This window comes from Brevibacillus sp. FSL L8-0520, from assembly GCF_037963895.1.
In the GTDB taxonomy this organism is placed as follows: Bacteria; Bacillota; Bacilli; order Brevibacillales; family Brevibacillaceae; genus Brevibacillus; species Brevibacillus borstelensis.
Genome location: NZ_CP150171.1, coordinates 1592330 through 1610984, shown reverse-complemented (window position 1 = coordinate 1610984; position 18655 = coordinate 1592330). Strand labels below are relative to the sequence as shown.

The 18655-nt window shown below is 53.5% G+C and carries 18 protein-coding genes; 4 read left to right on the top strand and 14 right to left on the bottom strand.

Going from position 1 to position 18655, the window contains the following annotated elements; translation table 11 throughout:
* Positions 1-43 precede the first annotated feature (43 nt).
* Both NSQ24_RS08115 and NSQ24_RS08110 read right to left on the bottom strand, forming a co-directional pair.
* Positions 44-1597, bottom strand: a complete 1554-nt coding sequence (locus NSQ24_RS08115) for an ABC transporter substrate-binding protein (protein ID WP_003387859.1) — start codon at positions 1595-1597, stop codon at positions 44-46.
* A gap of 23 nt (positions 1598-1620) precedes the next feature.
* Positions 1621-2844 (bottom strand): anhydro-N-acetylmuramic acid kinase, encoded by a 1224-nt coding sequence (locus tag NSQ24_RS08110; RefSeq protein ID WP_051925446.1) that lies wholly within the window; start codon positions 2842-2844, stop codon positions 1621-1623.
* Positions 2845-3056: 212 nt separating this feature from the next.
* On the opposite strand from NSQ24_RS08110, the gene NSQ24_RS08105 reads away from it, so the two are divergent.
* Positions 3057-3839, top strand: coding sequence for a YheC/YheD family protein (locus NSQ24_RS08105; RefSeq protein ID WP_024984418.1), 783 nt, complete (start codon positions 3057-3059; stop codon positions 3837-3839).
* Between the two features lie 69 nt (positions 3840-3908).
* Here the strand turns inward: NSQ24_RS08105 and mscL are convergent, their stop codons facing one another.
* Genes mscL through NSQ24_RS08090 form a run of 3 tightly spaced genes read right to left on the bottom strand, consistent with a single transcriptional unit; the run spans position 3909 to position 6082 of the window.
* On the bottom strand, positions 3909-4373 hold the full coding sequence (gene mscL / locus NSQ24_RS08100) for a large conductance mechanosensitive channel protein MscL (RefSeq protein ID WP_003387862.1): 465 nt from the start codon (positions 4371-4373) through the stop codon (positions 3909-3911).
* A 48-nt stretch (positions 4374-4421) separates the two neighbouring features.
* Positions 4422-5348: a nucleoside hydrolase gene (locus NSQ24_RS08095; protein WP_003387863.1), complete on the bottom strand. Its 927-nt coding sequence runs from the start codon at positions 5346-5348 to the stop codon at positions 4422-4424.
* Complete coding sequence (locus NSQ24_RS08090; protein ID WP_024984420.1) at positions 5345-6082, bottom strand: nucleoside hydrolase; 738 nt, start codon at positions 6080-6082, stop codon at positions 5345-5347. Before NSQ24_RS08090 ends, NSQ24_RS08095 begins: the two co-directional genes overlap by 4 nt.
* Before the next feature lie 225 nt (positions 6083-6307).
* On the opposite strand from NSQ24_RS08090, the gene NSQ24_RS08085 reads away from it, so the two are divergent.
* Positions 6308-6667: a hypothetical protein gene (locus NSQ24_RS08085; RefSeq protein WP_003387865.1), complete on the top strand. Its 360-nt coding sequence runs from the start codon at positions 6308-6310 to the stop codon at positions 6665-6667.
* A gap of 704 nt (positions 6668-7371) precedes the next feature.
* Here the strand turns inward: NSQ24_RS08085 and NSQ24_RS08080 are convergent.
* From NSQ24_RS08080 to NSQ24_RS08050, 7 genes are all read right to left on the bottom strand, one after another.
* Complete coding sequence (locus NSQ24_RS08080; RefSeq protein ID WP_024984421.1) at positions 7372-7560, bottom strand: hypothetical protein; 189 nt, start codon at positions 7558-7560, stop codon at positions 7372-7374.
* A gap of 342 nt (positions 7561-7902) precedes the next feature.
* The gene (gene hrpB, locus NSQ24_RS08075; RefSeq protein ID WP_339167604.1) at positions 7903-10461 is read right to left on the bottom strand and encodes an ATP-dependent helicase HrpB; all 2559 of its coding nucleotides are present in this window, start codon (positions 10459-10461) and stop codon (positions 7903-7905) included.
* Positions 10462-10502: 41 nt separating this feature from the next.
* Positions 10503-12920, bottom strand: coding sequence for an RNA polymerase recycling motor HelD (gene helD, locus NSQ24_RS08070; RefSeq protein ID WP_339167602.1), 2418 nt, complete (start codon positions 12918-12920; stop codon positions 10503-10505).
* 259 nt (positions 12921-13179) lie between these two features.
* Positions 13180-13317 (bottom strand): hypothetical protein, encoded by a 138-nt coding sequence (locus NSQ24_RS08065; RefSeq protein ID WP_339167601.1) that lies wholly within the window; start codon positions 13315-13317, stop codon positions 13180-13182.
* A gap of 25 nt (positions 13318-13342) precedes the next feature.
* Positions 13343-13786, bottom strand: coding sequence for a hypothetical protein (locus NSQ24_RS08060; protein WP_172920927.1), 444 nt, complete (start codon positions 13784-13786; stop codon positions 13343-13345).
* A complete protein-coding gene (locus NSQ24_RS08055) occupies positions 13783-14028 on the bottom strand; it encodes a hypothetical protein (protein ID WP_003387871.1) in 246 nt (81 codons plus the stop codon). Before NSQ24_RS08055 ends, NSQ24_RS08060 begins: the two co-directional genes overlap by 4 nt.
* A 112-nt stretch (positions 14029-14140) precedes the next feature.
* Positions 14141-14440, bottom strand: coding sequence for a zinc ribbon domain-containing protein (locus NSQ24_RS08050; protein ID WP_003387872.1), 300 nt, complete (start codon positions 14438-14440; stop codon positions 14141-14143).
* A gap of 143 nt (positions 14441-14583) precedes the next feature.
* On the opposite strand from NSQ24_RS08050, the gene NSQ24_RS08045 reads away from it, so the two are divergent.
* Both NSQ24_RS08045 and NSQ24_RS08040 read left to right on the top strand, forming a co-directional pair.
* On the top strand, positions 14584-15483 hold the full coding sequence (locus tag NSQ24_RS08045) for an SDR family oxidoreductase (protein WP_339167596.1): 900 nt from the start codon (positions 14584-14586) through the stop codon (positions 15481-15483).
* Positions 15484-15691: 208 nt separating this feature from the next.
* On the top strand, positions 15692-17674 hold the full coding sequence (locus NSQ24_RS08040) for a methyl-accepting chemotaxis protein (protein ID WP_003387874.1): 1983 nt from the start codon (positions 15692-15694) through the stop codon (positions 17672-17674).
* Between the two features lie 168 nt (positions 17675-17842).
* Here the strand turns inward: NSQ24_RS08040 and NSQ24_RS08035 are convergent, their stop codons facing one another.
* Entirely contained in the window at positions 17843-18262 is a 420-nt protein-coding gene (locus NSQ24_RS08035; RefSeq protein WP_003387875.1) for an NUDIX hydrolase, read from the bottom strand.
* 89 nt (positions 18263-18351) lie between these two features.
* Positions 18352-18546, bottom strand: coding sequence for a transcription initiation factor TFIIIB (locus tag NSQ24_RS08030; protein WP_339167593.1), 195 nt, complete (start codon positions 18544-18546; stop codon positions 18352-18354).
* Between the last annotated feature and the right edge of the window lie 109 nt (positions 18547-18655).

Sequence of the window (18655 nt, the reverse complement as noted above, 5' to 3'; positions counted from 1 at the left end):
AGAAATCGGAGAGATCGTCTCCCCGACTCCCTCCCTATCTCACTTACTTCTTCACCGATGCTCTCACCAACGCGGTGGATTCGCCCGCTGCCGTCGGCGAAAAATCGACGTTGTCGCGGACCGCGTAAAAGTTTTTCGGAGAAGCCAGGAACAGGTTTGGTGCGTCTTCTACCAGCAGCTTTTGCGCTTCGTCATACAATTTCTTGCGTTCTTGCACATCGACCGTCTCCAGCGCCTTTTGAACGAGCTCATCGTATTTCGGGTTGGAGTAATTCCAGACGTTCGCCGATCCTGTAGTCGAGAAGAAGTAGCGCATCGAACGGTCGGAGTCCACGCCGGATGTATTGCGGCCGACCATCATGTTCATATCTTTGGATTTCCAGGTGTCGATGTAGTTGCCCCACTCCAGTTGGTTGATTTTCGCGTTGATGCCAATCGCTTTTAAGTGCTGCTGAATGATTTGCGCCGACTCAACCATGTCCGGGTAAGTAGAAGCTGTTTCAATGACCGTGTCAAAGCCGTTTGGATACCCCGCTTCTGCAAGCAGCCGCTTTGCCTTTTCCACATTCGGCGTGTAGCTTGGATAGCTGGACGGATCAAGCGCCCAGCTGGTCAGTGCCGGTGCGATCGGCCCGGTCACGGATGCCTCGCCCTTCCATACGGTTTGCACGATTTGATTGCGGTCTACGGCATAACTGATGGCCTGACGGACACGCGGATCGTCAAAAGGCTTTTTCTTCACGTTGATACCGAGATAGCTGTACTCCAGAGACTGGTAGCTCTTGATCTGGATGCCCGGCTTGCCCTCGAGAAGCTTCGCCGAATCCGCCGATACAGCGCTGATGTCGATTTTGCCGGCGCGAATGGCAGCCATGCGCTCTGCCTCATCCTTCATGATCTGAAACTTGATCGCGTCTACCTTTGGCAATTCCTTGTTAAAGTAGTCCGGGTTTTTCTTCAGCAGGACATACTGTCCAGGCTCGCTTTTTTCCAGGATGAACGGTCCGGTGCCATTGGCTTCCTTCGTCAGATCAGTCGATCCCTTCGGAACGATGGAAGCCGAGGACGCGGACGCATTGGTCAGGAAAGCCGCATCAGGGGTTTTCAGCTTGAAGACGACTGTTGCAGGGTCCGGCACCTCGATCGTATCGACACTGGCGAAGTACGATTTGGCGATCGAACCGGTGTCCGGATTCAAAATGCGCTCAAAGGTGTACTTTACGTCCTCCGCGGTCATCTCTTGTCCGTTGTGGAACTTGACACCCTTTCTCAGATGGAAGGTAATGCTCTTTCCGTCGGGAGCCGTTTCCCATGATTCCGCCAGCCCCGGGACGAGATCGAGATTGGCGTCCAGCTTGGTCAGGCTGTCATAAACCAATGAGTAAACGCGTGCACTGGAGGCCGCAGGCACCTTGTGCGGATCGTACCCGACCGGCTCCTGATCGACCGCGACGATCAATTCCGATTTTCCTTCAGTCTGGGATGCTCCCTCGGACCTCGGCTTGGAATCGCCTGCAGGTGCGCTCCCGCCTCCCGAACAGGCTGAAAGCATAAGGGACAGCGACAGGAAAAAACTTGCCAACACTCTCTTTTTCACGTTTTTTACCCCCTGAGTTTCGGTTAATACAAACAGATATTGCCTAATGGGACTGCCCGTTTCGCGCCGGTTACCGACGGTACATTGCTCGGGCGGCCCATCAAGGTTTCATGTCCCAATACAGCGAAGGCGATTGCTTCCTTGGCATCGTCCGGCACCCCGTACGCCTGCGCTGTCGTCAGCGCGATACCATCGGGCAGTTCGTCCCGGAGCATGCGAAGCAGCGTCTTGTTATGCGCTCCTCCTCCAGACACGATCACCTCGTGAACCCGGGCATGGGGAAACACAAAATGGCGGTACGCATCCGCGATAGAAGCTGCCGTCAGCGCCGTTGCGGTAGCTGCGATATCCTCTGCGGAGAGGCCGAGCGCCCTTGCATCACTGCACAACCGGGCAGCAAATGCTTTGCCGTACACTTCCCGCCCGGTGCTTTTGGGCGGTGCGAGCCGGTAATAGGGGTCAGACAACAAGCCCGAGAGCAGCTCGGAAGACACTGTTCCGCCTGCCGCCATCGCTCCGCTCTCGTCATAGCGAAGTTTTCCGTCCGTCAGGAGCTGGATGATCTCGTCGATCACCATGTTCCCCGGACCGGTATCAAAAGCTGTCACTTCCTGAATAGCCGCTCCGGCAGGAAGTACCGTCACATTGGCAATCCCCCCGATATTTTGCAGCAAGCGGCCTTTTTCCGAATGGCGGAAGAGCACATAATCGGCATAGGGGACGAGCGGAGCGCCCACCCCTCCGGCTGCCAGATCCCTCGCCCGAAAATTCCCCACTACAGGGATTCCGGTACGCTCTGCCAAGGTCGACAGCTCGCCGATCTGCAGGGAAGCGCGGACATTTGTCATCCCTTCCGGCCCGGGAAAGGGCACAGGCCTGTCGATATGCCAGACGGTTTGCCCATGGACGCAGACTGCATCAATCGCCTCCGGGGAAAGATCCGCCTTTTTCAGAAGCTCGCGAACAGCATGGGCGTACCATTCCGCAAGTCCGTAGTGTACCGCCGTCAATTTGTCCAGACGGGCTGTATCAACGCTGCACAAGCTCTTTACCCATTCGCGAAGCTCGTCGGAATACGGCAAATAATGAAATTTCTGCAGACGCACACTCTCGATTTCTTCCCGGTCGTCCGTCAGAATCTCCACGAGCGCCGCATCGACTCCATCCAGCGAAGTCCCTGACATCAATCCGATCAACGCATGCTTCTTCCTGCTCCGATAGTCTTGCAGCCTGGGAGTTTGATTCATGATCTCACCTACTCTCACCCTGCTTATCTTTACGAAATTGCCTCTCTAACGAATGTTTGGAATAGTCAATCCTGTTATCGCTTTCATTATATGAAATAAAATTACCACGGTCAATTGAAATAGAGTAAATAATATTTCAAGAAAAAGAGTGGAGTTTCCGGTCTTGCTGTATATCCTATCAAGAGAACTGTCTATGAATGGAGGGCATACGCTTGATTCCTTCTTCAAAGTGGAGCCTGCACAAATTTTTTGACAGGCATCCGGTCATTCGAGGCTATCTGCCTGCTACGGCTTTGTACCAACCGGCGCTGCTTGATTCCTTTCTTCAGAAGTACGATACGGTCTACATCAAACCGAGTTCAACACATATGGGAAAAGGCATTATGAAGGTATGGAAAACCGACAGCGGATATGCATGGGTCAAGGAGCGCGGACAGACCGTCACCGCCTCGACACTGGGGGAACTGAAACCAATCGTCAATCAGAGCGTGGGCAATAGCAAGCACATTATTCAAAAGGGGATTCCGCTGGCCGAGGTAAATGGACGGCCGTTTGACATCCGGGTAATGATGCTGCGCAATGGGGCAGGGAAGTGGCAATACGCCGGCATGCTGGCAAAGGTCGCCGGCCCTGACAGTGTCATTACCAATGTCGCCCGGGGCGGCGGCTATGTCACCACGGTGCCCAAAGCACTGCGACAATCCCAGGCGGTAAAAAGCGAGCAGGTGAACACTGTCACACGCGAGCTTATCCGATTGAGTCACCATGTATGCTCCCACTTTAACAAATACAAGCATTCGTCTCAAATAGGGATTGATTGGGCAGTAGACAAAAAAGGCGGGCTCTCCATTATCGAAGTGAATTTCGATTTTCCTTCTCACGGCCTGTTTGCGAAGCTGCCTGACAAGACGTATTACCGTTTGATCAAGCGTTTGCGCTCTCAGTATTTGGCCAGACGTGCACGCCTGAAAAAAAGAAAGCCGGCCTCTCGATAAAAGAGAGACCGGCTCGGCAATGACGATAGCGCTATTGGCCCGTCTTGCTTTCTCATCGTTTTTCTACCGTTATCCTTGCGCCGCTTTTGCCTCGATTTCGGTCAAAGGCGATGTGCACTGCGGGCACCGGGTCGCCTTGATCGGAATGGAAGAGATGCAGAACGGGCATTCTTTCGTAGTCACAGGCGGTTTTTCCGGTTCGTTCTTTTTGCGGAAACGATTCACCTGCTTCACGACAATAAAGATGGAGAACGCGATAATCAGAAAGTCGATGACGGTATTGAGAAACAAGCCGTAATTGATCGTGGCAACCCCCGCATCTTTGGCTTCTTTCAGAGTCGCAAAGTCTCTGCTGTCCAAACTGATGAACAAGTTGGAAAAATCCACTTTGCCAAGCAGCAAACCTACTGCCGGCATGATGATGTCGTTAACCAAGGATGTTACGATCTTGCCAAAAGCAGCTCCGATCACAACCCCGACTGCCAGATCAACGACGTTCCCCTTTAAAGCAAACTCTTTAAACTCTTTCAGCATCGGCCTCACCTTTCCATGTGCATTCACACGCAGTGTACTTATCTTCTATCAGAAAACATTTTGCAAAAAGTGTTCGACGAACCGCTCATGGTCAACTTCCAGGCAAACGTCGACATTGGCGGCGGCAGCCGGATGCTTCCGCCTGTCGCCAATGGTTCGCGCATCCGACAGTCCGCCGGATGTATCCACTGAGACATGCATCGGAACGGCAGTCACAAAGGTCGGATCAATGACGACCCCGACAGCCAGCGGGTCGTGAAGCCCGCATCCCCGGACATTCCCTACCTGCGCGTAGGCATTCATGTAAAATTCGCACATGTCGGCAAACAAGCGGGAAACATCCGTCCCCTTTTCGCGCCACAAGGCCAGATGCTCCCTGGTCAAAAGCGTCTGCATCGTCACATCGAGGCCGACCATCGTCACCGGAATGCCGGACTGAAAGACCAGCTCTGCCGCCTCCGGGTCCGCACAAATATTTGCCTCCGCCACCGGCGTCCGATTACCCGGCACTGTCACGGCTCCGCCCATCACGACGACCCGCTCCACCAGCGCAGTCATTTCCGGCTCGTCCCTGATCGCCTTGGCGAGGTTTGTCATGCTGCCCACGGTAACGATCGTCAGCTTGCCAGGGTGTCTCCTCGCCTGTTCGATCATGAATGCCGATGCCTCTTGCTTCTGTACAGGCGTTTGCGGCGGCGGAAGCTCGATGTTACCCAAGCCGTTTTCTCCGTGAAACAGCTTGGCTTTTTCCTTCAGCTCGCGGAACAGCGGCCGCTTGGCTCCCGCATAGACCGGTATCTGGCTGTATCCCAAAAGCTCCAGAATTTGCACGGTATTTCGCGTCGCTTCCTCCACCGTAATGTTTCCAAAGGTCGTGGTGATTCCCAAAACCTCCAGCGCCGGTGAATGAACGGCGTAGGAAATGGCGAGAGCGTCGTCGATTCCTGTATCTACATCAAGTATTATTTTTTTCATTGCTTGTCCCCCGTCCCCATGACTTCCATAGCACGTTTGACGACTGGCTCCGTCTGAATATCGAGGCACACCTCCGTGTCAATCCCGACACGCGGAATCGCCCGGAGATCTGCTATCAGGGCGCCGCGGGAAAGCGTGCTCTGGCAGTCGACGGAGATCTTCAGTGTCTGCCTCTCTGCTATTTCCGGATGGATCGCTGCCATCATTGCCGCACACGCATCCAGACTGTTTCCCCCATCCATCCGCATATGTAGCGCATAGGTCGCATCGAGCGGAACGAGGAGGAGCGGCAGCTTGGAAGCCAGGACGAGCGCGGCTGCCTCCGGATCGGCATGCATGTTCGCTTCGGCAATCGGGGTGACATTTCCCGGTACGCGGATTGCGCCTCCCTTTACAATAACGGCCGCAAACTTTTTCGCCAGTTCCTTGTCCATTTGGAGGGCCTTGGCCAATTCTGTCAGGGGACCGAGTGTGACCAGGATCAGCTCTCCTCTATGCAGGTTTGCCTGCCGGACAATCAGCTCCGCCCCTTGGTCCGCTTGCGCCAGCAACAGGCCGCTCTGTCCTGCCGACTCCAGCACTTGTCTTGTCTGATTCATCGCCTCTGTTTGACTGGGCCCGCCAAAGACGATGCCCGTCAGCTCTATGTCAGGTGAACCTAAAGCGAGCCGCAGCGCCGGAATATGGTCTGTTCCCTCTCCCGTCACCAGCAGCATCTTTTTCTTTGTGTGCATGCTTTCACCTCGATTTCTACTCGCTCCTAATCCTAATCGAATCTGAAAAAACCGTCAATTGAATGCCATCACTCATTGCTGCCAGAAGTATGCACTAAGCCGAAGAAGCGCGAGGCATGCACGGAATCGAAGCGCTTGCAGGCCGACTGCTCTTCCACGCTTGCAACTTGACAATCAATCTTTTACACTAATCCATAGTTTCAAAAAAAGGAGTTTGCCCTCTACATGTCCCTGAAAATAGCCAGCCCACAACAAGAATTGCTCGTTTGCTTGCAGCAGCAGCTTGTCGAAATATTGCTCCGGCATAAAAAGAAGCCCTACCTGCCGGTCTGGGGCGAACTCTATTCAATTTTGAGAGAATTTGTCAAAATATCCAGAAAATCCAGCCAGAATCTTTTGCTCTATTCGATTTCGCCGACTGGCTCGCTCCATTTTATACATGAGACAGGCTTGTTCCGCGTAGATATTCCTGACCCCGGCCTGACGATTTCTCTCTCTACCGACGAATTGATTGAGGCATTGATCGCCGGACGCTTTTTTCCCGCGCTGCCTCCAATCGACACAGCCTCCCCGTTACCGGAGTAGCATTCGAGACAGTGGGAGATTTTTTTATCTCAACCTTGTATAAACGAAAAAATCCTGGCTTTCGCCAGGCAATTGAGGGTAGTACTGAATTATTCACGTGAATAACATAGCTTCATTATAGTTCTTTATTCCTGATTATGCTATGCGAATTTATAGGAAATATCACCTAGATCATCCAGTGAAAGCGTAAAAAAATAGAGCGGCTCTCCTGCACAGTTTCGAGCCGCTGCTGCAAAGTTACGAACTCCCCAAGTTCGCTTATACAGATTGTACTATGTAATTTGAATATCGAAAAGTGTCGTCTTTTGAATTTACGATAGAAAATGGCAAATGTGCGAAGTGTTAGGAAAAAAGTTCAGCAAACAAAGGAGCCATTCACCTTGCAGAATCACAGTATTCACGCATGCTGAACCAAATCCGCTTCCTCTGATTTTCTTAATCATTTGTAATCCATTACCTGCTTGAGATGCTATTTTTATAGCGGTGCTGCAAACAAAATTCGCCTTCACCATATTTTTTAAGCTAAGAAAGGCTCTCGGCATTCTCTCCGTGAGTCGCCGGCATTTCTGCCAGGCAGGGAGCTTCCATCGCATCTGGCTTTTGCCATGCTCCGCTTAATGTCTGTACGATGAAAATAGAGGGTGCCATGCGTCATGAAGTCCTTGTTAACGCTGGACAGCCCTCTCTTTTGAATGCTTGTTTGCTTACCGGTGAGTGCCAAATAAAATGCAGAGGTAGACGTACTGGCTGATACTCACCTCGGGAAAGAAGAAAGCCAGATTGCTTTTTCCGGGAGTCTGTCTGACCGAATACCGCAGCTTGCTGTTTCGCAGCGATTGGGCCATCCGGTACGCCTCGCTCCAGGTCGCATGGAAGGAAATATTTTTTGCCATTCCTGTCAAACACCTCATCTTGATAGTGCTCATCTCATGAACATAGCATGTCCAAAAATTGGCTGAAAGATTTATTTGAAATGACCCTTGGTTCGAGCTTTAGGGGAGAAGATGAACAAGGAGAAAAACGCAGGCGGTTCGGTGGGACACTTGCGGGTGAGTTGGACTGTCCGACTGCATTCCAAGATTCAATCGGTACTTTAACGTCTTGGCGATGCCGGACGGGACTACATAACGCTCAGGCGGCTGCTGGATACCCTTTCAGGGGGTGAAAGACAGCGCATAAAAGAGGCTGTTCCCCAAGCAATTGTTGACGCTTGGAGAACAGCCTCTGGCAAATGTTCATTTCGCGGACGGTTTTGGCCGCACCTTGCTCGTCGGCATCGCTTCCAGGGGATCGTCCGGCCAGTAATGCTTGGGGTAGCGCCCTTTTAAATCTTTTTTCACATCAAAATAGGCATTCTGCCAAAAGCTTGCCAAGTCTCTGGTCACCTGGACCGGCCGATGTGCCGGAGACAGGAGGTGCAGCGTCAGCGGAACACGCCCGTAACAGATGCGAGGGGTTTGCATCAACCCGAACATTTCCTGCAGCCGGACAGAGAGGACCGGCGCATCCGGGTCGCTGTAATCAACCGGAATCCGTGAGCCGCTGGGCACGCCGATATGCGTAGGCGCTTCTTTGTCGAGCTCTCTTCTCTGCTCCCACGAGATCATTCCAAGCAGGATATCTGCGAGGGAGAGGCGCTGCAGATCCGCACCTTTTTTCATCCCGTGCAAATGGGGGCCAAGCCAGTCGGGAAGCGTTTCCCTTAGCGCCTCGTCCGATACATCCGGCCACTTTCCTTGCCCTTGACTTTGCCCCTGTTCCTGCCGGTGCATGAATTGCAGACGCTGCTGCAACTGCCGGGCTTGTTTCGTCCAGGGCAACAGCTCCAATCCTTCCGATGAGATACCGGAGAGAAGCGCATACAATATATCTTTCGGGTCGGGCTCTAGCAAAGGGGCTTCCTGAATCACAATGGCTCCCAGGCGCTTGCGGACTCGCGCCCTCACGCTTTGCTGGCCTGCCTCCCAATAGACGAGGGCCTCGTTTTCCATCTGGTCAGCAAAATACTTTTCCAGCTGCTCCGCGTCAATCGGCGCTGCCAAGTAAATCGTGCTTTCACTTCCCTGGTCATCCAATTCGGCTGCCACCAGATAAGGGGCGTTCGCGAGAGACTGTATTTTCGTAAAAACCGCACCTCTCCCGTTTTGCAGCAGAAAACGGCCATTTTCCCTGCGCTGGGCGATCCGGTCCGGAAAGGCATACGCAAGCAGCAGTCCGCACGCTGCCGTGTCTGAAGCCTCCTGCTGTATGCCAAACGAATGTTTCCAATGCTCCGCTTCGGCCCATACGCTTCGGCAGAGCGAGCGATTGAGCGATATTCCCGCATATTCCTCCACCTGATCTGACCCTGCATCCTGAACAAAACGCAGCGCTTCAACCCGTGTCCGGATATCGACATCCTCGCCTGCCCGCAAGCCACGAAGCACATCCCGCTCGCCGAGCAAAGCGGCCAGCTCGCAAGCCAGCCCGCCCAGACCAAGCGGGATTGCGACGAGGATCATATGGGCCAGTCTTGGAGGCAATCCCGTTTCCGCCATTCTTTTGCCGTGCGGGGTCACCGCCCCCGACTCATCGAGTGCCCCCAATCTGGCAAGAAGCTGGCGGGCCTGCCTGAATGCCGCAGCGGGAGGAATATCCAGCCACGAGAGCTCAGACGGATCGGCTACGCCCCAGACTGCCAATTCCAGCGCAAGCGCCGTCAGATCCGCCTCCTTGATTTCCGGCGTCCGTGCCGCTTCCAATTGCCGTTCCTCTTCCTTTGTCCACAAGCGGTAACAGGTGCCCGGTCCAAGCCTGCCCGCACGTCCCCGACGCTGATCCGCCGACGCCCTCGCCACCCGTACGGTCTCGAGTTTGGTCAGTCCGGTGCGCGGCGAAAAGCGCGGGACTCGCATCAGTCCGCTGTCGATGACCGTCCTGACACCTTCCACCGTCAGACTGGTCTCCGCAATCGACGTAGCCAGCACGATTTTCCGCTCACCAGGCGGGCACGGCGCAATCGCCCGATCCTGTGCCGCCGAGGGCATATTTCCGTACAACGGTTCTATTCGAATACGCTTGCCTGCGTTCTCCTGTCCGCCCAGCTCCAGCTCTTTCAGCCTGGCTTCCACTCTGCGAATCTCTCCTGCTCCCGGCAGGAACGTCAGGATATCCCCTTCTTCCTGCTTTAGCGCATGCTGGATGGTATGAACCACTTTTTGTTCGAGCGGCCCTTCCCAGCGGGTATCCAAATAATGGGTTTCCACAGGAAAAGAACGCCCCTCGCTCCTCAGGATCGGAGCACCGTCCAGCAAGGCGGACACAGGCTCTGCCTCCAGCGTTGCGGACATGACCAATATCCGCAGGTCATCCCGCAGCAACTCACGGGACTGAAGGCAAAGGGCTAGGCCCAGATCGGCCTGAAGACTTCGTTCATGATACTCGTCAAAAATGACCATCCCCACGTCTTCCAAGGCCGGATCAGACTGCAGCATGCGTGTCAGTATCCCTTCGGTAATGACTTCGATCCGCGTTTTCGGGCCTACGCGGCTATCCATCCTGACCCGATACCCCACTGTCTCCCCCACTCGTTCTCCCCGGGAAGCTGCCATGTACCGGGCAGCCATGCGGGCGGCAAGCCGGCGAGGCTCCAGCATCAAAATCCGGCGTCCTGCGAGCCAGGGCTCGTCGAGAAACGCCAGCGGCACACGCGTGGTTTTCCCTGCACCGGGTGAAGCGATCAGCACCGCGCTGGCATGAGAGCGAAATGTCTCCAGCAAGCTGGGCATGATCGAGTCGATCGGCAGTGTCTTCATCTCATCACCTCATCCGATTGCGAACAAACCTTCTCTCTTCTTTACACTTCAACATAAGCATCTGCCGGAGCGTCCGCCAAAAACGGACTCTTTTCACCCAGACAATACAGATGCAGCTCGTGCATGGCGCGGGTGCAAGCCGTGTAAAAGAGCTTTCTCTCCCTTTCCCGGCCGTATTGCGCCCGGGAAGCATTGTAAATGATAACGCCGTCAAATTCTACCCCTTTGGCGAGGTAGGCCGGGATGATGTGAAAGCCTTCTTCAAAAGAGACGGTTTCTTTGTCAATCAGCCGAACCGGTACCTTTTCGCGCAGCGCTTCATACGCTTCCCGGCTCTCCTTAGCCGTTTTGCAGATGACAGCAATAGTGCGATGACCTGCTGCCGTCATTTCGCCAATCCGGGCTGCGACTTTTTCTGCCAAATCCTGCTGATCCGACACCTTCGTCAGTGTCGGCTTTTTCCCGTCGCGGTTAAACGGTTCGATCGCATGGTCGCCGCGAAGCATGGCACTGGTAAACTGGACGATGGGCCTCGTAGAGCGATAGCTCCGGGTCAGGATGATTTTCTCGGTATGTTCCTCGCCGTACAGTGTCGCAAGCCCGGCAAAATCCTGGCCGCTCGTCGAATGGGCATAGATCGCCTGATTCAAATCACCCAGCACAGTCAATTTGGCATGGGGAAACAGCCGTTTCATAAAGGCAAACTGGAACGGGGAGTAGTCCTGGGCTTCATCGACGAACACATGCCGAACTGCTGTATTCGTTTGAAAGCCTTCCACCCTTTCCTTCAAATATAAAAAGGGAGTGGCGTCTTCCCAGAACAGATTCCCGCCATCCAGGCACGCCATAGTCTGCGAGCAAATCTCCGGCCAGTGCCCGGGAAGCTCCAGGGAGCCTGTGAGCGATTGCACGAGCTGCGGATCTTCAACCAACTGCCGGTACAGCGCCGCAAGATCGATGAAGCGCAGCTGCTTGACTTCCCTGCGAAGCGGGGCAAAATGCTCCTGCACGACCTTCACTGCGAGCAGCTCCCGTTCCCGGTCAAAATCGTTGAACGTCTCTCCCGAAAACTGTTTCTTGCCTCTCAGCTCTTGGTACACCCGCTGATAATCATCGCGATCCAATAGCTCAATGGCTTCATCCACCCAGGCACGGTTTATTTCCTTTTTCCCGAGCCGTTTCAGCTCACCTAAGAGCCATTCCGCCAGCAGCCTCATCCGGTTAGGGATGCGCAGTGAAGAATCCATCTCGTAAAATCGCTCTTTGATCGCGTCCGCGGAAATCAGCGTACGCCCGCGGAATTTCACGTCCCGGAAGCACATTCCTACATTTCGGAGCGATTCGACGTATGCATCGATCACCCGGAGCCATTCACCGCCAGCCTTGTAGCGGATTCCCTCCGCACGGGCGTTGTATCCGGGTTCGTTCATTGCCGTGTAGATGTACTCCATCTGGGAGAACGGATCTTCTACCGTGAACCAATCGCCGAGTCTGTGTTCCACGTATTCCTGAAAGGTGGTCTGCTGCATGTTTTCCTCGCCCAGCTCGGGCAGAACGGTAGAAATGTAGCTGTTAAACATCGGGTTCGGGGAAAACAGGACGATCTGCTCGGACCGGAGCGTTCCCCGATAGCGGTAGAGCAGATATGCGACGCGCTGCAGCGCTGCAGACGTCTTCCCGCTTCCGGCTGCTCCCTGGACGATCAGGAGCCGTTTGCTTGTGTTGCGGATAATTTTGTTCTGCTCCTTCTGGATGGTGGCGACGATGCTTTTCATCTGACCGTCGGCCTGTTTGCCCAGCACCTCCTGCAACAGCTCGTCGCCAATCGTCACGCCGGTGTCGAACATCGAGCAAAGCACGCCGTCGCGGATGATATATTGCCGCTTCAGCTCCATGGTGCCGCTGATCAGACCGCTTGGCGTTTCGTATTGCGCCGGGCCTGGGGAATAGTCGTAGTACAGGCTGGAAACAGGGGCACGCCAATCGTACACGAGAAACTCCACTTCATTTTCATCGAGAAGCGAGCCGATCCCGAGGTAAATCCTTTCCGCAGTCTTCTCCCCGTCTTCGCGGAAATCAATGCGGCCAAAGTACGGAGATTTTTGCAAACGAACCAGCGTTTTCAACTGATTGCTCGCATGCCGGTGCAGCCGCTCCCGCTCGGAGAGAACCTCAGCCTGCTGCTTGATGCTGGCATACGTCTCGACTGCTTCGATAGCATCGTCGAAGTTGACGGTCACATCCTCCCAAAAGTTCTTGCGGATGTGGACAATATCTTCCTTTACATCGCTTACATGCTGTTCAAGAGATTCAATGCGCCGGGAGATCACGCCTACAACCTGCTCCACCCGCTTCTGTTCTTCCTGTCGGTCCTCTGCTTCTTTTCGATCCTCCTGCCCTTTGACCTGATCTTCCAGTCTTCCTTGATCTTCGTGTCTGCTCTGGTCCGACATGCTCATGCGCGTTCCCCTTTCCTGCTCCTTTTTTCTTTGCCAAGATGGGTTTGACAAAAGGGATTCCATGTGATAAGATATTATTGGGATAATATTTTGTTGTTCTGATCGCGAAGTGCAATCACTCCTCATTGTAACACAGGAGTGCTATGATTTCAATTTCCCACTTTTACTTGAAACGACCAAAACGGAGACGCAACGTGCGGCTCCGTTTTTTTATGCCCATATAAGCTGCCCCCAAGCTGGGCTTATCCATACATGATTTTCAACACGTCTCGCTCTTTTGTCCCAAAAATGATTGCGGTCCCGGTCCATTTTCCCCGCCATCCGTTACCATGTAGTGCTCCTCTTTCATATCGAACGTTTTGGGATTGAAAAGTTGATCCCACTCCATCCACATCATGAACCCTCCTGCATGCTTTGGTCCTTTACAGAATGGACAGAAGCGGTTTTTTTACAGATACCTCCGACTGCCGATCGGGGAGGAGAGTCAATTTGATCTTTCCCCTGTACAGCTTGTTTTGTCCGCCTTCTATGTACCCTGCCAGCGTAATCCCTTTGTCTTCCCCGGCAGGAGTAGAGCTGTCGCCGCTCGGAGGCAATTGACTCTCGCCGGCATAGTGAAAAGAAATGCTGCTCTCCCCAGTCTTGTCTCTGATGTCGATGACAGCTTGAAAGGATGTCCCCGGCTCCAGCTTGGGAACGCTGATCATCCCGTCAAAAAAGCGAAGCTCTGCTCCCTCCACCACGCCTCCACTCTTGTTTTGGATTGTCAGCTCGATGTGATTCTGGAAACCGAAAACCCATTGGTACAGTACGATTGCCAAAAACCCTGCCAAAACGATCCAGAGCGACATTCGGATGAGCCTCATGTGTGCTTCTCCTCTGTTCTGCTCGCATTTTCGCAAGTAACGCCCGCAGCCTCCAGCAGCACCTTCCCCATCCGTGCCGCTTCTATCAGGCAAAGCTCGAATTCAACCTCTCCCGATACATGTGAAACTAGCTGAATAATGTCGGGACAATCGTGGTTGCAGATTAAAAACTGCTCCCATTTTGCCTCGGAGCGCGGTACCTTTTGCGCGTGAAATCCGCTTTTGAAGCCGCCTAACGTCATCCTTATCTCCTCGCGATTCTGCTAATTTTGAATCAGGTCAATCGCATTTCGCCCCTCGTCTAACAGGTTTGAAAAAATGCCGCCATTCGCCACCGGAGTTCTCCTGCTGTTCCTAGCCGAAAAACAAGTCGAGAACATCCCGGGGAAGCGACGCATCCTTGCGGTAAAACTCGCTGTAGCCGCAGCCGTTGCAGCTCACCACATCGAAGCGCTGGTACTGCATATTCAGCACCCGTGACAGCGTCCCTCCCGTCGCGGACATTTCCGTGACCGTTGCGGATGTACCCCCGCATTTGGGGCAGCCGGATTGCCTGTCGTCCTTGTTGTAGTGGCTATTCCCCGTTTTCCGGGTACAACTGCATTGAAGATTATGGTCGAGCCATTCATTGCAAATGTGACATTGCTGCCGCATCGGACTTTCTCCTCCCGTCTTTCCTCTATGTGATTGACGTTTCAAAAAGCAAACCGTTTCTTCTGTCCAAAGACATTTCCGTCTGCACACCCCTCACCGGCAGGAATACATTGTCAAGGTAAACGCCTAATGGAGGAATGCGCATGTTTCCCATGTACCCCTATTACTCCTTCCGTACCGAATGCGAGACCAAGCCGATTGCATTTCCGCCTCAGCACCAGGAGCGTCAGCCTGGTCTGGAGTATTTGATGGTTCCCTTGCCGATAGCCGAAAACCCGGGCTACATCGGATCAGGCAAACTGCAGGACAAGGTAGCCGTCATTACCGGAGGAGACAGCGGTATCGGACGGGCCGTTGCCATCGCCTTTGCCAAAGAGGGTGCGGATGTTGTCATTGCCTATCTTTACGAGCACGAGGATGCGGCCGAAACAAAACGGCGTGTCGAGGAGCTTGGCAGACGTTGTCTGTCCATCGCAGGAGACCTGCGTCACCCGGGGACTTCCCGTGATGTCATCGGCCAGACCATCGAAACATTCAGCCGACTTGACATCCTTGTCAATAACTGCGCTGTTCAGTATCCGCAAAATAGCATTCTCGACATCTCCGACGAGCAATTGGACAACACGTTCCGCACCAATCTTTTCTCTTTCTTTTACATGACGAAGGCAGCCCTGCCTTGCATGAAGCGTGGAAGTGCGATCATCAATACGACCTCGGTCACTGCCTATGAAGGTCAAAAGGAGCTGATCGATTACTCCTCGACCAAAGGTGCGATCGTGTCGTTTACCCGCTCCCTCTCGTTGTCATTGGTCAGTGAAGGCATCCGGGTAAACGCCGTTGCCCCCGGTCCGATCTGGACACCGCTGATTCCCTCCAGCTTTTCGGCAGAACAAGTCATGTCCTTTGGCCTGGACACTCCGATGAAACGGGCCGGCCAGCCGTTTGAACTGGCGCCGGCTTACGTCTATCTTGCTTCCGACGATTCCAGCTACGTCAGCGGCCAAGTCCTCCACGTAAACGGAGGGACGATCACTTCATCGTAAGAGAAAAAGTCTTTTGCTCCCACCGCTTTTTCGAACCTGCCCGAATCGAAGGATAAACGGGCAGGTTTTTATGTTTGACGATAGTGAATAAGCTGAAAAGAAAGAAAGTGACACGATACATTTCCAAGTTTGCCAAGCTATGCTATTTTAATTTAGTTGATTTTTATCTGTTATATATAAAATTCGTTCTCAAAAGGGGAAATCATGCATGTCAGACACCATGAAAAACCGCAGAGGATTTTCGGTCCGCTCAAAGCTGATTCTATCCTTCGCCCTCCTTCTCATCATACCAAGCCTGGCTATCGGCGGATTTTCCTTTCAAAGCGCCAAGCAAAACATGGAGCAGGAGGTTCTCCGCGGTGCCCAAAAGGACGTGGAGCTGCTCAGTCTCCTCATCCACGATACCATCTCCCCCAAAATAAGTGATGTGGATTATTTCTCTGCGCACATCAACAAGCAGGATTTTGCGGGAGACGACAGTCCTCTGGTCAGAAGCCGGTTGGATCAGTACCACAGCCTCCATCCTGAATTAGTGAGCGTCTATGTGGGAACGGACAGCGGCTCCATGATTCAGTCCCCCCGCAAAAAACTGCCGGACGGCTACGATCCGCGCACAAGACCTTGGTATCAGCAAGCAATGGCCCAAAAAGGAAAAGCGGTGATCACCGCTCCCTACATCGCTGCTACTACGGGCGATATGGTTGTGACGATTACACAAAGTCTGCGGGACGGCTCAGGTGTGGTGGCCGTTGATCTGGATCTCGACAATTTGAAAAAGCTCACCTCCGAGATTCGCATCGGAGATGAAGGCTATGCGACTCTAATCGATCAAACGGGGAAATACATCGTCCATCCGACGGAAAAAAGCGGTTCGGAAGCGGACAATTCCTGGGTCACAGCGCTGCAAAAGCAAGCGACAGGATTCTTCAGTACAACTATCGAAGGACAAGCTGCAGACATCTTGTTTGCAACCAATTCTCTTACAGGCTGGAAGATCGCAGGAATTATGTATACCCATGAGATCGAGCAAGCAGTTCAGCCGATCTGGTACCGTACCCTGCTCGTCATGGCCCTCTCGATCGCGCTGGGAGCCATCCTCGTCTATGCGATTATCCGATCGATCACGATTCCTTTGAACAAGATGATGCAGGTCGCCGAAAAAATCAGCCAGGGGGACCTGACGGAGAATGTACACATTCAGACTCGGGATGAATTCGGCCGGCTCGGACAGACGATCCAACATATGCAGGATACTCTGCGCGAGCTTTTGCAGGAGGTAGCGAGCAGCTCCGAACAAGTAGCCGCGGCGGCGGAGCAACTGACGGCAAGTGCCGGTCAGACGAGCGGTGCGACGGAGCAAATTTCCCTGACCATGCAGGATGTCGCATCCGGGGTAGACAAGCAGGCGCAAAGCGTTGAACAGGCGTCCGCCACCATTGCCCGTTTGTCAGAGCGCGTTCATCTGGTCTCAGAGAACACGGAGCGGGTCTCTTCGCTTACTGCAGAAGCTTCGGAGCAGGCTTGCAGCGGGGAAGCGGTTATCCAGGATGCGGAGCAGAAGATGAATGACATTCATTCTGCCGTTCGCAATTTGGCAGACGTCATCCAAGGGCTCGGCGATCGCTCCCAGGAGATCGGTAGCATTCTCGATGTCATCACCGGAATTGCCGAGCAGACCAACCTGCTGGCTCTCAACGCCGCCATTGAAGCCGCGCGGGCAGGAGAACAAGGACGAGGTTTTGCTGTCGTGGCAGATGAAGTACGGAAGCTGGCAGAGCAGTCGGCCCAATCAGCCACCCAAATCTCCCGCTTGATCGCCGCCGTCATGGATGAGACGAGTCAAGCTCTGCAGTCCATGGCCCAAACAACGTCAGGTGTAGAAGAAGGGCTAGCCGCTGTCAGCAAGGCGGGGCGTTCCTTTGCCCACATCGAACAATCCGTCCAGACCGTCGATCAAAGCATGCAGGAAGTAACCGGCGCCATGCAGCAAATAGCCGACGCGGCCGAGCAATTGGTGTCTGCCATGAAAACGATCACCAGCTCGGCGGAAATAGCCGCTTCCCGTACGCAAGAAGCCTCGGCTGCTTCCGAAGAGCAGCTCGCTTCGATCGAGGAGATTGCCTCATCCGCTACGTCCTTGTCTCAGATGGCAGACCGTCTGCAGACTCTCGTCGGACGGTTCAAGCTGTAGCGAAACACAACAAGCTCATGCATACCAACAAAAGAAAGGGATATCTCCACTGGTGGGGATGTCCCTTTTTTCTCAAACGCTTACGGCTTAGCCGAAATCCACGGACTGATGAGCCAATTCAATTGCGTTAAGCTTACCTTTTTCGACAATCAATCGTTCCTGGCTCGATTACTCTTGCGGTTCCCCTTGAATCACATAGTCAGCTCCTGCTCCACGGAGCAGGGCGGAGACACCATCAGGATGGTAAGGCAGCAAACGATCCGCCTCAGCCAGATCCACCCATTTGACTTCCAAAATCTCAGAATCGTAAGGAATCGTCTCAGGGCGCTGAAGAATTTCGCCGCGAAACGTAATAAAGTGGACGTGCTCATCTCCGATATACGCTTCATTGACGGCAACGATTCTGGACACGTTCACCTCGTAACCGGTCTCTTCCCGCGCTTCACGGATGGCGGCTTCCCGCAAAGTCTCCCCTGCCTCTACTGCTCCTCCCGGCAGACTCCAGCTTCCTCGTTTATTGAAGACCAAGAGCACCTGATTTTTTTGTTCGTCAAATAACAGCGTATATGCGACATCTACTCTCTTCAATGATTAGCCCTCCGGTATATGATAGAAATGTTGGCTTTCGGTCTTTGGCATGGTCCTGGCGAGGCTTTTTTGATTAGCCGCTTCATGTGCTACTCCTGGAACTTGGTCGGCTTTTCCACATAGCTTTCCAGAATGTATCCGCAGCTCGTACAAATGATATGGATCACAGCAGAATTGGTAGAAAAGATTTTGTTCATGGGGGCTATGGAGGCATACCCGCTTTGCTTTCCCTTTCCCCATTCCGTTGCATAGCATTTGGGGCATGGTGTGGCCGTCGTTTCCATCTCAATCATCCTCCTTTTTATGTTGGGGCGACCTTCACTGGAAATGGTTTACACGAGATAAGCATAGCATAGATTGGGTCGGCCCTGCCCCTTTCTCGAACAATAATCG

Coding starts and splice junctions, on each gene's coding strand:
- mscL (WP_003387862.1), bottom strand. CDS start 4,373: ATGCTGAAAGAGTTTAAAGAGTTTGCTTTAAAGGGGAACGTCGTTGAT.
- NSQ24_RS08030 (WP_339167593.1), bottom strand. CDS start 18,546: ATGGAAACGACGGCCACACCATGCCCCAAATGCTATGCAACGGAATGG.
- NSQ24_RS08110 (WP_051925446.1), bottom strand. CDS start 2,844: ATGAATCAAACTCCCAGGCTGCAAGACTATCGGAGCAGGAAGAAGCAT.
- NSQ24_RS08060 (WP_172920927.1), bottom strand. CDS start 13,786: ATGAGGCTCATCCGAATGTCGCTCTGGATCGTTTTGGCAGGGTTTTTG.
- helD (WP_339167602.1), bottom strand. CDS start 12,920: ATGAGCATGTCGGACCAGAGCAGACACGAAGATCAAGGAAGACTGGAA.
- NSQ24_RS08055 (WP_003387871.1), bottom strand. CDS start 14,028: ATGACGTTAGGCGGCTTCAAAAGCGGATTTCACGCGCAAAAGGTACCG.
- NSQ24_RS08040 (WP_003387874.1), top strand. CDS start 15,692: ATGTCAGACACCATGAAAAACCGCAGAGGATTTTCGGTCCGCTCAAAG.
- NSQ24_RS08065 (WP_339167601.1), bottom strand. CDS start 13,317: ATGATGTGGATGGAGTGGGATCAACTTTTCAATCCCAAAACGTTCGAT.
- NSQ24_RS08045 (WP_339167596.1), top strand. CDS start 14,584: ATGTTTCCCATGTACCCCTATTACTCCTTCCGTACCGAATGCGAGACC.
- NSQ24_RS08050 (WP_003387872.1), bottom strand. CDS start 14,440: ATGCGGCAGCAATGTCACATTTGCAATGAATGGCTCGACCATAATCTT.
- NSQ24_RS08095 (WP_003387863.1), bottom strand. CDS start 5,348: ATGAAAAAAATAATACTTGATGTAGATACAGGAATCGACGACGCTCTC.
- NSQ24_RS08090 (WP_024984420.1), bottom strand. CDS start 6,082: ATGCACACAAAGAAAAAGATGCTGCTGGTGACGGGAGAGGGAACAGAC.
- NSQ24_RS08085 (WP_003387865.1), top strand. CDS start 6,308: ATGTCCCTGAAAATAGCCAGCCCACAACAAGAATTGCTCGTTTGCTTG.
- hrpB (WP_339167604.1), bottom strand. CDS start 10,461: ATGAAGACACTGCCGATCGACTCGATCATGCCCAGCTTGCTGGAGACA.
- NSQ24_RS08080 (WP_024984421.1), bottom strand. CDS start 7,560: ATGGCAAAAAATATTTCCTTCCATGCGACCTGGAGCGAGGCGTACCGG.